The sequence below is a fragment of the Mesorhizobium sp. genome (assembly GCF_004963255.1).
Classification (GTDB): domain Bacteria; phylum Pseudomonadota; class Alphaproteobacteria; order Rhizobiales; family Rhizobiaceae; genus Mesorhizobium.
Genome location: NZ_SUGA01000004.1, coordinates 172,801 through 187,089 on the forward strand (window position 1 = coordinate 172,801; position 14,289 = coordinate 187,089).

The following is a 14,289-nucleotide window of genomic DNA, read 5'->3' on the forward strand; positions in this document are numbered from 1 at the left end:
GCCCGCAATGCCCCTCAGGCTCCTGAAATACGGTCTCAGCAGGGACTATCCGGTCAGCGGCGACATCCCCGCCACGCCCGAGCTGAAGCCGGCCTACGACGTCGTCATCATCGGCGGCGGCGGGCATGGACTGTCCTGCGCGCATCATCTTGCAAAATACCATGGCATAAAGAGCGTAGCGGTGCTGGAGAAGGGCTATCTCGCCGGCGGCAACACTGCGCGCAACACCACCACGATCCGCTCCAACTACATCACCCCGGAAGGCATCGCCTTCTACAAGGAAGGCGTCGAGCTGTTCGAGCGGCTGTCGCAAGAGCTCGACTTCAACGTGATGTTCTCGCAGCGCGGCCAGCTGACGCTTGCGCATACAGAGGCGACGGTGCGCAGCTTCCATATGCGCGCCGAGATGGGCAGGCATATGGGCACGCGCACCGAGGTCGTCGACCAGAAGGGCGTCGAGGAACTCTGCCCGCTCCTGAACATGGACTATGGCGGCCCGCTCGAAATCCTCGGCGGGCTCTGGCATGCCGACGGCGGAACGGCGCGCCACGATGCCGTCGCCTGGGGCTACGCCGCCCAGGCATCGCGGCGCGGAGTCGAGATCCATCAGCGCACCGAAGTGCAGGGCTTCGAGGTGGCCGGCGACCGCGTCCGGGCCGTCAAGACGAACCGGGGCCGCGTCGCCTGCGGCCAGGTGCTGATCGCCACCGGCGGCATGAACTACGACGTGGCGCTTATGGCCGGCGTCGAGCTTCCGATCCGCTGCTATCCGCTGCAGGCGATGGTCACCCAGCCTCTGAAACCCTGGCTGCACACGCTGGTTTCGTCGGTCTCGCTGCACACCTATCTGGTGCAATCCTCGCGCGGCGAGGTCGTCATCGGCGGCGGCTCCGATCCCTACCAGCTCTATTCGACGCGCTCGACGCTCGACATGAAGGAGCACCTCGCCGAAGGCGCCGTTCACCTCTTTCCTTTCCTGCAGGGCGTGCAACTGCTGAGGCAATGGGCCGGCATCACCGACATGACGCCGGACTACAGCCCGATCATGGGCGCCAGCCCGCTTGCCAATCTCTGGCTCGACTGCGGCTGGGGCACTTGGGGCTTCAAGGCTACCCCTGTCGCGGGAAAGCGCATGGCGCAGACGATCGCCGAAGGCCGCGTGCCCGACATCCTGAAACCTTTTGCATTGGAGCGGTTTGAAACCTTCCGGCTGCTCAATGAAATGGGCGCGACCGCCGCGAGCCATTGACGATGAAGCTTTTGACCTGCCCCATGAACGGCCCGCGCAACATCGACGAGTTCCAGTCCTTCGGGCCTGTGCGCGCGAAGCTCGATCCGAACGCAACAGCCGACAGGGACTGGTCGCGGCACCTGTTCCGGGCCGAAAACCGCAAGGGCATCCTTGTCGAGTGGTGGCGGCACGTGCCGAGCAACTATTTCTTCCTGGCCGAGCGCGATCTGGTCACAAACGAGATCATCCGCACCTTCGACGCTTCGCAACTCCGGGACCGCGCATGAACCGGCTGCCCGCCCCTTTCGGAAGCCGCATCGATCGAAGCCGCCGCATCCGCTTCACCTTCGAGGGCAAGCCCTTCGAAGGCCATGAAGGCGACAGCATCGCCAGCGCGCTCGCCGCTTCCGGGCAATGGGTGCTGTCGCGCTCGTTCAAATACCACCGCCCGCGCGGCATCCTGTCGATGACCGGAGCCGACGCCAACGCGCTGGTGCAGCTGCCGTTCGAGCCGAACGCCGCCGCCGAGCGCACGCCGATCAGCGACGGGCTGCGGGTCAGCGCGCAGAACGTCAACGGCTCGCTCGAGCGCGACCGCGACGCCATCATGGACATGTTCGGCCGCTTCCTGCCGGTCGGCTTCTACTATCGCACCTTCATGGGCCCGCGCCGCGACAGCTGGCTGAAATTCTGGGAGCCGATGATCCGCCGCAAGGCAGGCCTGGGCGTCGTCGACACCAAGGCGCCGGCCCGGCATTTCGACAAGACCCATCTGCATTGCGACGTGCTCGTCGTCGGTGCCGGCCCGGCGGGGCTGAGCGCGGCGATCACTGCCGCCGAGGCCGGCGCCGACGTGGTGCTGTGCGAGGAGAATCCCGAGATCGGCGGCGCGCTGAGCTATGGCCGCTACGACCCGGCCGTCCTCTCCGGTCTGTCGTCGCGGCTCGCGGCGCTGCCCAATCTCAAGGTGCTGACCGCCACCGTCTGCAATGGCTGGTACGAGGACAATTGGCTGCCGCTGATCCAGGGCAACCGGCTTCACCGCACTCGCGCTCGCGAGGTGATCCTGGCGACCGGCGCCATCGAGCAGCCGGCCGTCTTCCGCAACAACGACCTGCCGGGGATCATGCTCGGCGGCGCCGCGCAGCGCCTGATCCGCCACTATGGCGTGCGGCCTGGCGACAGTGCCGTGGTGCTGGCCGCCCATGACGACGGCTACCGGACGGCGCTCGACCTGCTGGACGCCGGCCTATCGGTCGTCGAGCTTGTCGATCCGAGACCCGCCGGCGAGGCTGGTCCGCTGGAAGCCGAACTCCGCGATAACGGCATCGCCATCCGCAAAGGCGCGACGGTCGAAGCGGCGGAAGGCACCCCCGGCAACCGTCACCTCGCCCGCGTCCGTGTCGGCGGAAGCTGGATCGCCTGCGACCTGCTCGCCGTTTCGATCGGCAGCGCGCCGGCATGGCAATTGCCGTGTCAGGCCGGCGGCAAGGTCGGCTACGACGCGGCCACGCAAACGATGACGATCACGCTTCCGCAAGGCCCTGTCCATCTCGCCGGCGCCGTTGCCGGAACTGACGAGATCAAGGACGCCATAGCCGACGGCCAACGAGCAGCGACAGCCGCGCTCTCGCGGCTCGGGCATGCAGTGGCGGTAGAACGTCCGGTCACACCGAAAACCATTCGACCACGATACGTGCAATCCATCGTCGCCGATCCCAAGGGACGCGACTTCGTCGATTTCGACGAGGATCTGCAGGTCAAGGATCTGCAGAACGCGACCAAGGACGGCTATCGCGAGATCGAACTGGTCAAACGCTTCACCACCATCGGCATGGGTCCGAGCCAGGGTCGCCATTCGGCCCTGGCCACGGCCCGCATCGTCGCTGAGGCAACCGGGCGTACAATCGGCGAGATCGGCATCACCACGGCGCGTCCTCCCGTCGGGCCGGAAACGCTCGGCGTGCTCGCCGGCCACCACGAAGTGCTGGAGCGCCGCACGGCGCTGCATGCGCGGCACCTGGCGCTGAACGCCGCGATGAAGCCGGTCGGCGCATGGTGGCGACCCTATTACTATGGCGACGCCAGCAGTGCTGAGGAAGCCGTCCGCGAGGAAATCCTCGCCGTGCGCGAAGGCGTCGGGCTGCTCGACGTCTCGACCCTCGGCAAGCTGGAGATCCGCGGGCCGGACGCCGGCGAGTTCCTCGACCGCCTCTACACGATGGCGCATGCCAGCCAGCCTGTCGGCCGCGTGCGCTACTGCCTGATGCTCAACGAGATGGGCTCGGTGGTCGACGATGGCGTCGCCTATAGGATGGCGCAGGACCAGTTCTATGTGACGGCCACAACCGGCGCCGTCGCGCGCGTCTATGCCGACATGCTGTTCTGGAATGCCGAGTGGCGTCTGAAGGTCGACGTGCTCAACCTCACCGGCGCGTTCTCGGGCCTCAACGTCACCGGGCCCAAGGCGCGCCAGGTGCTCGAGGCGCTAGAGTGCGACATCGATTTCAGCCGCGACGCTTTCCCCTATCTCAGCGGCCGCGACGGCACGGTCGCCGGCGTTCCGGTGCGGGTGATGCGCATCGGCTTCACCGGCGAGCTCAGCTACGAACTGCATTGCCCCTCGAGCCTGGCGCCCGCGCTTTGGGATGCCGTGATGGCCACGGGCAAGCCCCACGGCTTGCGCCCCTACGGCCTGGAGGCGTCGCGCATATTGCGCCTGGAGAAGGGCCACATCCTGATCGGCCAGGACACCGATGCGATCACGACGCCGGACGAGCTCGGCTTCGGCTGGGCGGTGTCGAAGAAGAAGCCGTTCTTCGTCGGCAAGCGCTCCATCGAGATGCGTGCGAGGCTCGGCCAGACTCGCACGCTCGTCGGGCTGCAATTCCCCGCCGGCGCGCGAAACATCCCTGGCGAAAGCTGCCTGGTGCTGCGCAATGGCGCTCCCGTCGGCCAGATCACCTCGGTCGGATATTCGCCGTCGCTCGGGCATCATATTGCACTGGCCTATGTTCATGTCGACGACCAGGCGGAAGGCAGCAGCGTGACGGTGAAGTGCCGCAACGGCGAGCTGGTCGAGGCGCCTGTCGTCGCCCACGCCTTCTTCGACCCGACCAACGCGCGGCAGGAGATATAGATGGCCGCCGGCGTAGCGACTCGCATTTATCCTTTCATGCCCGGCGGCGCGGCCGACGGCACCAGGCTGGTTTCCGGCGCGGTCGCGCTGAGCGATCTTACAGACAAGCCGCGCTTCGGCCTGAAAGGCGGCGGCAGTGCCGCCTGGCTCGCCGCGCAAGGCATTCCCCTCCCCCCAGTCAACCGCATCGGCGAGCATCGCGGTATGAGGATCCTTCGGCTCGGCAACGAGGACATCCTGCTCCTCGCGGAGGACGCCGCGGAAACTCTCGCCGATGTCAAAGCCATTTGGCAGGCCGCCCCGGCGCCGAAAGGCTATTCGTCATGGCGCGAGGAAGGCTGGGCTTGGATGCGGCTTTCCGGCCCCCGCCTCGCCGAAGCGATGTGCAGTCTTTGCGCGCTGGACCTGAGACCGCAAAAATTCGGGACCGATGATATCGCCCAGACCCGCGTCGGCCATATCGAGGCCGTGACGTTCCGTTCGCCGGCGGGTTTCGACATACTCTTCGACATCACGGCTTCGGCCTACTTCGCCCGCGCCGTCGCGGCGGTGGCCGGCCACGCAGCATAGAGGATAGTCATGACCCGCCCGCAAGGAACCATCGCCCCGATCCTGACGCCGTTCGAAGACGACGGCCGCATCGCGCGCGATCTCTGGATCTCCCACGCCAAATGGGTGCTCGGCCAGGGCGCGCATTTCCTTTCGCCTTTCGGCACGACGGGCGAAGCGCTGTCGGTGTCCTTGCGCGAGCGCATGCAGGCGCTGGAATGGCTGGTCGAGGCCGGCGTCGCTGCCGACCGGCTGATGCCCGGCACCGGCGTCACCGCCCTGCCTGAAACGGTCGAGCTTTCGGCGCATGCCGTCGGCCTCGGCTGCGCCGCGGTCATGGTGCTGCCATCCTTCTTCTACACCGGCGCCGGCGACAACGGTCAGGCGCGCTATTACAGCGAGCTGATCGAGAAAGTGGCAAAGCCTTCGATGCGCGTGATTCTCTATCACATCCCGCAGAATTCCGGCGTGCCGGTCAGCCCGGCGCTGACGGCCAGGCTAAGCAAGGCCTTTCCGGACACCGTCGTCGCCTACAAGGACAGCGCCGGCGACTGGAACAACACCGCCGCCGTCATCGCCGCCGCGCCCGGTATCTCCGTGTTCCCAAGCTCGGAAGCGCAGCTCACCAAGGGTCTCGCCAACGGCGCGTCAGGCTGCATCTCGGCCACGGTCAATCTGAACGCCGCCGCCATCCGCCGCCTCTACGATGCGGCCAAGAAGGGCGAAGACGTCACGGAGGCGGATGCAGCCGTCAAGGCGTTCCGCAAGGTGATCCAGGATGCCGGCCTGATCCCGGCGATGAAGGCGGTGCTTGCGGTAAAGTCCGGCGACCGGCGCTGGCTGAACCTGCGCGCGCCGCATGAGAATGCGACGCTGGAAAACGGCCAGGCGCTGATTGCGGCGCTGGGCAGCGCCGCCGATCACATCGGCCGCAGCTGAGGTCGCGATGTCGGCGCGCCCAACAATCATCCTGCACACCGACAAGCCGGCGGGTGCGCTTGCCGTGCTCGCCGAGACGCATCCGGACCTCGATGTCCATGCCTGCGACACCTATGCCGGCCTCCCCCCGCTGGTCGAGCAGACCCGCGCCGAGGTGGTCTATTCGATCCGCTTCGACGGCACGCCGCGCTATCCGCGCCAGGCCCTCGTCGAGAGTCCGACGGTGAAATGGGTGTCGATCGGCGGCTCCGGCACGGATCATCTCGGGCGCTGGGACCCGGCGCATGTGACGGTGACGAATTCGGCCGGTGTCGCCGCCGGCATGCTGGCCGAATATGCGCTCGGCGCCATGCTCTCCTTCTCGCTCGACCTGCGCGGCTTCGAGCGCCGGCAGCTGGCGCGCCAATGGGGCGGCGCCAGCGTCGAGCCGATCGAGGGCAAGACCATCCTTATCGTCGGCCTCGGCAAGACCGGCGAGGCCGTCGCGCGCCGCGCGCAGGCGATGGGCATGCGCACGCTGGGCATCCGCGCGCGACCGAAGCCGATGCCTTCGCTCGACGAAGTGCATGGTCCCGACGCGCTGCTGGCATTTATCGGCAGTGCCGATTTCATCGTCTGCTGCGTGCCTCTGCTGCCGACCACGCGCGGTCTGCTCGGCGAGGCCGCCTTTGCAGCGATGAAGCCGTCCGCCGTGCTCATCGACATTTCGCGCGGCGGCGTCGTCGAGGAAGCCGCATTGCTCGGCGCGCTCGACAACAAGCGGATCAAGGGCGCGGCGCTCGACGTCTTCGCGACCGAGCCGCTGCCGGCTGAGCATCCGCTCTGGGGCTACGACAACGTCGTCGTCACGCCGCATTGCGCGGCGGTCTATGACGGCTGGGACATCAAGTCGGTGCGCATGTTCGCCGACAATCTGGCGCGCTACCGCAAAGGCGAGCCGCTGGAGAATGTGGTCAATCCGGAACGCGGCTATTGAAGGCTGGGAGGGAGTAGTCCGATGTCACAGGACAGGCGCGGCGGCGGTCGCCGATCGAAGCTCGGACGCAGCGGCGGCGGCATCGCGCAACTGCCGTGGCAGAGCGTGAAAAATCCCTACTCGCCCATGCAGCTCCTCGACGAAGAGCGCATGGATCAGTTGCACAAGACATCGATGCGCATCCTGTCGGAGCTCGGCATCCGCGTCATGAGCGAAAAGGTGATGGACCTCTTCGCCAAGGCCGGCGCCCTTGTCGACCGCGAAAGCAACACCATCCGCATCGACGAGAGCATCGTCGCCGAGGCGCTGCGCAACGTTCCCTCCTCCTTCACGCTGACCAGCCGCAACCCCGACAAGCAGCTCCATTTCGGCGGCAATTCGCTGGTTTTCGGCCTGGTCGCCGGTCCGCCCAACGTGCATGACCGCATCAACGGCCGCCGTCCAGGCAACCTGCCCGACTATCAGAACTTCATCCGGCTGGCGCACCATTTCAACGCCATCCATATCATCGGCAACCAGGTGGTGGCGCCGATCGAATTGCCGGCGAATTCCCGCCATCTCGACACCTATCACGCCAATCTGACGCTGAGCGACCTCTCCTTCCATTGCACCGCGATCGGCCGCGCCAGGGCGATGGACGGCATCAACATGATGGCGATCGCGCGCGGCATCTCGGTCGAGGAAATGCGGGCTTCGCCCGGCGTGACGACGATCATCTCGATCAACTCGCCACGCCTGTTCGACGACGCGATGGCCGAAGGCCTGATCGCCATGGCCGAGCACGGCCAGCCGGTAACCGTCACGCCCTTCACGCTGATGGGTGCGATGACACCGGTGACGCTTGCCGCAGCACTCTGCCAGCAGAACGCCGAGGCGCTGTTCGGCGTGACGCTGACGCAGCTCGTCAATCCCGGCACGCCGGTGATGTACGGCGCCTTCACCTCCAATGTCGACATGAAGTCGGGCGCGCCGGCCTTCGGCACGCCGGAAAATGCCAAGGCCAACATCATCGCCGGGCAATTGGCGCGACGCTACAATCTGCCCTACCGCACCTCCAACGCCAACGCGTCCAATGTCGTCGACCTGCAGGCCGCCTACGAGACCGAGATGGCGACATGGGGCGCTGTGCTTGGCGGCGCCAACCTGATCTACCACGCGGCCGGCTGGCTGGAGGGCGGGCTGACGGCGTCCTACGAAAAGCTCGTGCTCGACGTCGAGATCCTGCAGAACATGATGGAGTTCCTGCGGCCGCTGCCGTTCCATGAAGACGACCTCGGCTTCGAGGCGATCAAGTCGGTGCCGGCCGGCGGCCATTTCTTCGGGGCCGAGCACACCATGTCGCGCTACACCACCGCCTTCTACCAACCGATGCTTTCCAACTGGCAGAACTACGGCGCCTGGCAGGAAGCCGGCGGAAAGGACGCGCTGGAACGCGCGACCGAACTCTGGCAGCAGGCGCTGCATGACTACGAGGAGCCGGTGATGGATCCCGCGACCCGCGAGGAGCTCGATGCCTATGTCGCACGCCGCCGCGAGGAGATTGCGGCGAATCCAGAAGCTTAGGAAACCGGTCTAATGCCTTATGATCTCGTCATCCGCCATGCGACGCTGATCGCCGGCGATGGCTCGAAACCCTTCGAGGCCGATATCGCTGTCACCGGTGACCGGATCGCGGCGATCGGTCGGCTGGACGATGCGCAGGGCGTCGAGGAGATCGACGCCAAGGGCAAGGTGGTTGCGCCGGGCTTCATCGACGTGCACACCCATGACGACGGCGCGCTGCTTGCCCCGCGCGGCATGGACCCGAAGATCAGCCAGGGCGTCACCACTGTGATTGCCGGCAATTGCGGCGTCAGCCTGGCGCCGCTGCTGCTCGACAAGACCCCGCCGCCGCCCTTCACCTTGGTCGGCGGCCGCGAGAATTTCCGCTTCGACCGTTTTGCCGACTATGTTGCCGAGCTGAAGCGACGCGGCATCGCCACCAACGCGGCCCTGCTTGTCGGCCACACCACGCTGCGCCAGCGCTGCATGCCAGTGACCGACCGGCCGGCCAATGAAGCGGAAACGGCGGCAATGCAGGAAGCGGTCGCCGAGGCGATGGCGGAAGGCGCGTTCGGCCTCAGCACCGGCCTCGACTACCCGCCTGCCGTCAACTCCTCGACCGATGAGGTCAAGGCTTTAGCCACCACCGCCGCGCAGCTCGGTGGCCCTTATGTCACCCACACGCGCAACTATTTCGAGACGATGGACGATGCGATCGAGGAAGCGATCGACATTGCCGATCACGCCGGCGGCAAGCTGTTCATCTCGCATCACCAGTGCACCGGCCGCGCCAATTTCGGCAAGAGCCGGCCCTCGCTGGAAAGGATCGATCGGGCGCGCGAGACGATGGATATCGGCATGGACGTCTATCCCTATGCCGCGAGCTCGACCGTGCTGCGGCTGGAGCGCTGCGACACCGGGCTGAAGATCCTGATCACCTGGTCCGATCCGCACCCGGAGATGGCCAGGCGCGAGATAGCCGACATCGCGCGCGAATGGAACTGCACCCAACGCGAGGCCGGCGAACGTTTGCTGCCGGCCGGCGCCGTCTATTTCCAGCTCGACGAGGACGATGTGCGCAACATCATCGCGCATCCGCGCACCATGATCGGCTCGGACGGCCTGCCGCACGACATCCATCCGCATCCGCGCCTGTGGGGCACATTTCCGCGCGTGCTCGGCCACTACGCGCGTGATGTCGGCCTGTTCAGCCTGGAGGAAGCCGTCTTCCGCATGACCGGGCTGCCCGCGAAGGAGTTCGGCATCGCGCAACGCGGCCTGCTGGCCGAAGGCAATTTCGCCGATCTCGTCGTCTTCGATCCCGAGACGATCATCGACACCGCCACCTTCGAGGAACCGCGCCGGCCAGCCGCCGGCATCGAGCATGTCTTCGTCAACGGCGTATTGGTGTGGCGAAAAGGGAGAGCCACTGGAGCGCTGCCTGGCGCGGTTCTCAAGCCTTCGGCCTCAAAGCCGATCGTCAGAGGCGTATGCGACTGCGGCGCCGATCACAGCGCCTCATAGATCCGGTCAACGCTCTCCAGCGTGTAGGCGAATTCCACCGGCCGCGTGCAGCGCCAGCCGTCGAAGGGCTGGCCGGCCAGCGCCTTCAGTGCTTCCGTTTGGCGCAGGATACCACCGCCATAGAGCCGGTTCGCCATGTCGAGCATGCCGGTGCGGTGCATGGCTTCCGTCATGCTGCCGCAGGCGTCCTTGACCAGCCAGACTCGAAACCCCTCGTAGACTGCATCGAAGACGCTCGCGGTCACGCAGCTGTCAGTGAGCACGCCGGCAACCACGAGGTTCTCGGTGCCAAGCGCGGCGAGCCGCTGCGCAAGGTCGGTGCCGCGAAAAGCGCTCGGCCAGTGTTTTTGGACGACGATGTCGCCGGGCAGTGCCGCCACCTCGGTGCAGATTTCGGCGCCGTTGCTACCCGCCACCGCGGAGCGGAATTCCTCGGTTAGGATCTCTTCCTGTCGGGCATAGCCGTCGCGTTCCTCCGGCTTCACCCAGGCCTGCGCATGGATGACGGACACACCCGCCGCCCGGGCGGCTCCGATCAGCGCGGCTGTGTTGGCGAGCACAGCGTCATAGCCGACGACCGGCCAAGCCGCGCCAGGACGGTATTCATTCTGCAGGTCGATGACGAGCAAGGCGGTCTTGGCGAGGTTCATGGCTGATCCAACGGATTGTCGAAATCGATGACGAAACGCAGAAGCAGCCGGATCGCCTGATCGAGGTCGGCGATCTCCATCGCCTCGTTCGGGTTGTGGCTGCCGTTCTCGTTGCGCACGAAGAGCATCGCGGTCGGAATGCCGGCGCCGGCGAAGGTCGCCGCGTCGTGCCCGGCTCCGCTCGGCACATGCGGCGCGTTTATTCGCAGCTCGATGGCGGCACGATCCAGGCCCGCGATCAGCGCCGGTGACATCGTCGCCGGCTCCCAAGTGAAACGCTGCCCGAGTTCGAACGCCACGCCCCGCCTGGCGCTGACTTCAGCGAGAATAGTCCGAAGCCGCGCCTCGACACGTTCGAGAACCGTCGCTTCGGCGCTGCGCACATCCAGCGTGAAGCCAAGCTCGCCCAGAACCCGGCTGCCGCCATGCTGCGTGGGATCGGATTGTACACGGCCGAAGGTGATCGTCGCCTCATGCCCTGCACGTTCGAGCGCATCCCATTCGATCTCAAGCGCGGCGACCAGATCGGCAAAGCCAAGCACGGCATCATGCCGGGCGAAGCGCGGCTCGGCGCCGGAATGGGCGTAGGCGCCAAGGCATTTGGCGTCGACATAGCGGAACCCGCCGGCAATGCCGGTGACGATGCCGACCGGCGCGCCAGCGGCGACGAGCCGCGGTCCCTGCTCGATATGCACTTCGACAAAGGCCGCGATCCGGCCGGCATCGATGCCCGGCACGCCACGTCGCACGGCATCAGGTTCGAACCCTTCCTCGCGCATGTGTTCGGCCAGCGTGCGGCCGCTGTCGGATCGTTTTGCTTCAAGCCCCTCCGGATCGAGCAAGCCAAGAGCCGCCTGGCTGCCCGGGTAGGACAGTGGAAACCAGACGGCTTCCTCGGCGCGCGTGGCCAACGCGATGAGATCACGGTGCAATCGGACGCCTTGAGCCATCAGTTCCGCCATCAGGGCAAGGCCCGCCACAACGCCGGCGGCGCCGTCGAAATTGCCGCCATGCGCCACGCTGTCGAGATGTGAACCAATGACGATTGCCGGCAGGTCCGGATTGCGACCACTGAGCGTCAAATAGAGATTGCCGGCGGCATCGGTGCGCGCAACCGCGCCAAGCTTTTGCGCTTCCTCGCGCACCAGACCGTGAGCAAAGCGCTCGCCTGATCCATAGGCGACGCGCGTGACGCCTGGCGCGTCGGCCGTGGCTTCAGCGAGCACATTCAGGATGCGCCCCGCCAGTGCGCCTCCGGCCGTCAGGACGGCGCTGTTCATGAGGCAACCTTGCCGGCTTCGGGCGCGACATCACGCAGCCGGTGCGGTGTAAGATCGTCCAGCGACACGCCTTGTCTGGCGACATCGTCCGGCAGGCCGCCGCCGGCGATCAGGCTGGCGCAGACGCGCGACAGCGCCGGCGAGGTCTTGATGCCGTAGCCGCCCTGCCCGACCAGCCAGACAAAGTCCGGAAACTCGTCATCCGGCCCGACCACCGGTGAGCCGTCGGAAACGAATGTCCGCAAGCCCGCCCAGGAGCGCGAGACGCGCTGCACTTCGATCGTGGTCGCCCGTTCGAGGCGCTCAGCGCCGATCGCAACATCGATGTCTTCCGCAAAGGCATCCATCGGCTCCGACGGCGTGGCATCGGCCGGCGAGATGAACAACTGCCCGGCATCCGGCTTGAAATAGAATTCCGCGCCGACGTCGTTGACCAGAGGCCAGTCGGCAATGTCGACACCTGCGGGTGCCGGAATGTTGAAGGCGGTGCGGCGCTTCGGCTGCAGCCCGACCGGACGCACGCCCGCCATCGCCGCGATCTCGTCGCCCCAGGCGCCGGCCGCATTGACGATCAGCGGCGCAAGGAAGGGTCCCGCTTCCGTCTCGACCCGCCACTGTCCGCCCTGCCTGCCGATGCCTCTGACACCAGCCTTGGTGACGATGCGCGCGCCCCGCGCCCGCGCGCCGCGCAGAAAACCCTGGTGCAAACCGTTGACGTCAATATCCATCGAATGCGGTTCGATGTAAGCGCCGGCAAGGTAGTCCCGGCGCAGCACCGGCACGCGCACGATCGCCTCGTCCGGCGTCATCGCAACGATCGACGGCACCAGCACCTGCGCTGCCGCCAGATCCTCGCGCAACAGGTCCAGCTGATCGGCGCGTGCCACTGTGATCATGCCGCGCTTGCTGAGCAGCGGATAGTCGCTGAAACCCGCAGGCGGCTCAGTCAGGAAGGTGCGGCTGGCCAGCACGATGCGGCGGATGACGCCGTTGCCGTAATTCTCGGTGAAGCTAGCCGCCGAACGCCCCGTGGTATGGTAACCGCAATGGCTCTCCCGCTCGAGCAGCACGACCTTCCTGTCGCGCGAAATCTCGTACGCGGCACCGGCGCCGGCCATGCCGCCGCCGATGATGATGATTTCGGTCTGCTCGCTCATCGATCCCCCAAAAATTGCTCAGCGCGGCATCGCAGGCGGCTCGCCAAGGCGGCCGCGCCTGGCACGATCCCGGGCGCCTCGGCCTTCAGCCAGATTCTCGGCCGGCGAATTCTGCGCGGCGCAATCCCGCAATGCCAGACCGGTAACAGAAGGCACCGGCTTGCCGGCGATTGCCATGCCTGTCAGCCGAGCCCAGACGGCGCGCCGCTTGCGCACCTGATGCGACTGCAATTCGCTGATCTCGGCAATGTTGCTCTCGCGCTTGATCTCCAGCGCGCCAGCCTCGACGGCCGCATCGAACAGCTCCAGCCCGCGCTTCGTGCGAACTATGATGCCGTTGAGCGGTTCATCCTCGACCGCCGGTCCGCCGTTCAGCCAGGCATCCGACACCGCGATATCCGCCACGTGTCCGATCGCATCGGGGCAGATCTTGCAGCGCGGCTGAATCATCCATTTGTCCTCGTCTTCCCACAGCTGCCGGTAGCTGATCTCGAAGGCGCGGCCGTCCTCGGTTTCGATGCGATTGAGGCCTGGGTTGCCGTGCCCCCGGTAGCGGAAGAGAGACAACTCGTCCTCGCGGAGGCCAAAACGGTGCAGCACCTGCTCCGACTTGGTCAGGTCCGAGGCGCCGCCGCAGACGAAGGCGAGCGCGTAGCGCATGCGCTCGTCGACGCGGGGATCGAGACGCGCCAGATTGCGCACGGCGGTGATGTCACAAGGCTTGGCGATCAGTGCGAAGGGCTCGCCACGGTCGAGGACGTCATTGAAATCCACCAGCGTCGCCGCCGGCCCATAGCGCGAGCCGGCGCCTTCGAGCACGGAGGCAGCATCGAAGCTCAGCTGGCGTTCCGTACGCATCGGCATGGATTGCGAGGCCGCGACATGCAGCACGAACTTGACGCGTCCCGAGCTGAGCAGGAACTGTCCAAGCGCCGTCTGTGTGCCGCCGCCGGAGCCGACGAACCGGACCATAGGGTCAGCCGCGCGACCGAGTACAAGCCGTTCGACGGGTCCCCAGACCGTGTCCGTCAACGTGGCGTCATTCATCTGCGCGGGTGGCGGACCGGCGATGCGCGTTCCCGGGCACACGGCGTTGATCCTCGCCAATGTCGGCTTGTCCAATGCCCGCAACGCCATCGGCCTCTCGCGTCCTTCCGGCGTCATCACCATCTCGACGTCGCGCCCGGCCATCGACCGGCAGAGGCCGCAGCCGATGCAAAGACCGTTCTCGACGATCTCGCCAAGCGTCAGCGGATCGGCCGCGAGCGGCGCCTGGCTGCAACTGGTCTCAATCGGGCCCAT

At 66.4% G+C, this 14,289-nt stretch carries 12 protein-coding genes; 8 read left to right on the forward strand and 4 right to left on the reverse strand.

From position 1 onward, the window contains the following. The first annotated feature begins 7 nt into the window (after positions 1-7). From E5X34_RS07380 to E5X34_RS07415, 8 genes are read left to right on the forward strand one after another with little or no spacing between them, the layout of a single operon-like run. A complete protein-coding gene (locus E5X34_RS07380) occupies positions 8-1,249 on the forward strand; it encodes an FAD-dependent oxidoreductase (RefSeq protein WP_292562659.1) in 1,242 nt (413 codons plus the stop codon). Positions 1,250-1,251: 2 nt separating this feature from the next. Beyond that, positions 1,252-1,518: a sarcosine oxidase subunit delta gene (locus tag E5X34_RS07385; RefSeq protein ID WP_292562661.1), complete on the forward strand. Its 267-nt coding sequence runs from the start codon at positions 1,252-1,254 to the stop codon at positions 1,516-1,518. Further along, positions 1,515-4,370, forward strand: coding sequence for an FAD-dependent oxidoreductase (locus tag E5X34_RS07390; protein ID WP_292562662.1), 2,856 nt, complete (start codon positions 1,515-1,517; stop codon positions 4,368-4,370). The genes E5X34_RS07385 and E5X34_RS07390 overlap by 4 nt, the downstream gene beginning before the upstream one ends. Continuing rightward, a complete protein-coding gene (locus E5X34_RS07395; RefSeq protein WP_292562663.1) occupies positions 4,371-4,940 on the forward strand; it encodes a hypothetical protein in 570 nt (189 codons plus the stop codon). Between the two features lie 9 nt (positions 4,941-4,949). Beyond that, entirely contained in the window at positions 4,950-5,858 is a 909-nt protein-coding gene (locus E5X34_RS07400; RefSeq protein ID WP_292562664.1) for a dihydrodipicolinate synthase family protein, read from the forward strand. 7 nt (positions 5,859-5,865) lie between these two features. After that, a complete protein-coding gene (locus E5X34_RS07405) occupies positions 5,866-6,834 on the forward strand; it encodes a D-2-hydroxyacid dehydrogenase (protein ID WP_292562665.1) in 969 nt (322 codons plus the stop codon). A 21-nt stretch (positions 6,835-6,855) separates the two neighbouring features. Beyond that, entirely contained in the window at positions 6,856-8,397 is a 1,542-nt protein-coding gene (locus E5X34_RS07410) for a trimethylamine methyltransferase family protein (protein WP_292562666.1), read from the forward strand. A 12-nt stretch (positions 8,398-8,409) separates the two neighbouring features. Then, positions 8,410-9,900: a D-aminoacylase gene (locus tag E5X34_RS07415; protein WP_292562667.1), complete on the forward strand. Its 1,491-nt coding sequence runs from the start codon at positions 8,410-8,412 to the stop codon at positions 9,898-9,900. On the opposite strand, the gene E5X34_RS07420 is transcribed toward E5X34_RS07415, so the two are convergent. The 4 genes from E5X34_RS07420 to E5X34_RS07435 are packed head-to-tail and all read right to left on the reverse strand — an operon-like array spanning position 9,885 to position 14,289. Then, a complete protein-coding gene (locus E5X34_RS07420) occupies positions 9,885-10,550 on the reverse strand; it encodes an isochorismatase family cysteine hydrolase (RefSeq protein WP_292562669.1) in 666 nt (221 codons plus the stop codon). The genes E5X34_RS07415 and E5X34_RS07420 overlap by 16 nt on opposite strands. Then, positions 10,547-11,830 (reverse strand): Zn-dependent hydrolase, encoded by a 1,284-nt coding sequence (locus tag E5X34_RS07425; RefSeq protein WP_292562671.1) that lies wholly within the window; start codon positions 11,828-11,830, stop codon positions 10,547-10,549. The genes E5X34_RS07420 and E5X34_RS07425 overlap by 4 nt, the downstream gene beginning before the upstream one ends. Beyond that, positions 11,827-12,987, reverse strand: coding sequence for an FAD-binding oxidoreductase (locus tag E5X34_RS07430; protein ID WP_292562672.1), 1,161 nt, complete (start codon positions 12,985-12,987; stop codon positions 11,827-11,829). Before E5X34_RS07430 ends, E5X34_RS07425 begins: the two co-directional genes overlap by 4 nt. 18 nt (positions 12,988-13,005) lie before the next feature. Then, positions 13,006-14,289, reverse strand: a complete 1,284-nt coding sequence (locus E5X34_RS07435) for a Coenzyme F420 hydrogenase/dehydrogenase, beta subunit C-terminal domain (RefSeq protein ID WP_292562674.1) — start codon at positions 14,287-14,289, stop codon at positions 13,006-13,008.

Bases quoted from the DNA above. Each gene is read 5' to 3' on its own strand.
- E5X34_RS07380 (WP_292562659.1), top strand. From the start codon at position 8: ATGCCCCTCAGGCTCCTGAAATACGGTCTCAGCAGGGACTATCCGGTC.
- E5X34_RS07385 (WP_292562661.1), top strand. From the start codon at position 1,252: ATGAAGCTTTTGACCTGCCCCATGAACGGCCCGCGCAACATCGACGAG.
- E5X34_RS07390 (WP_292562662.1), top strand. From the start codon at position 1,515: ATGAACCGGCTGCCCGCCCCTTTCGGAAGCCGCATCGATCGAAGCCGC.
- E5X34_RS07395 (WP_292562663.1), top strand. From the start codon at position 4,371: ATGGCCGCCGGCGTAGCGACTCGCATTTATCCTTTCATGCCCGGCGGC.
- E5X34_RS07400 (WP_292562664.1), top strand. From the start codon at position 4,950: ATGACCCGCCCGCAAGGAACCATCGCCCCGATCCTGACGCCGTTCGAA.
- E5X34_RS07405 (WP_292562665.1), top strand. From the start codon at position 5,866: ATGTCGGCGCGCCCAACAATCATCCTGCACACCGACAAGCCGGCGGGT.
- E5X34_RS07410 (WP_292562666.1), top strand. From the start codon at position 6,856: ATGTCACAGGACAGGCGCGGCGGCGGTCGCCGATCGAAGCTCGGACGC.
- E5X34_RS07415 (WP_292562667.1), top strand. From the start codon at position 8,410: ATGCCTTATGATCTCGTCATCCGCCATGCGACGCTGATCGCCGGCGAT.
- E5X34_RS07420 (WP_292562669.1), bottom strand. From the start codon at position 10,550: ATGAACCTCGCCAAGACCGCCTTGCTCGTCATCGACCTGCAGAATGAA.
- E5X34_RS07425 (WP_292562671.1), bottom strand. From the start codon at position 11,830: ATGAACAGCGCCGTCCTGACGGCCGGAGGCGCACTGGCGGGGCGCATC.
- E5X34_RS07430 (WP_292562672.1), bottom strand. From the start codon at position 12,987: ATGAGCGAGCAGACCGAAATCATCATCATCGGCGGCGGCATGGCCGGC.
- E5X34_RS07435 (WP_292562674.1), bottom strand. From the start codon at position 14,289: ATGGGCCCGATTGAGACCAGTTGCAGCCAGGCGCCGCTCGCGGCCGAT.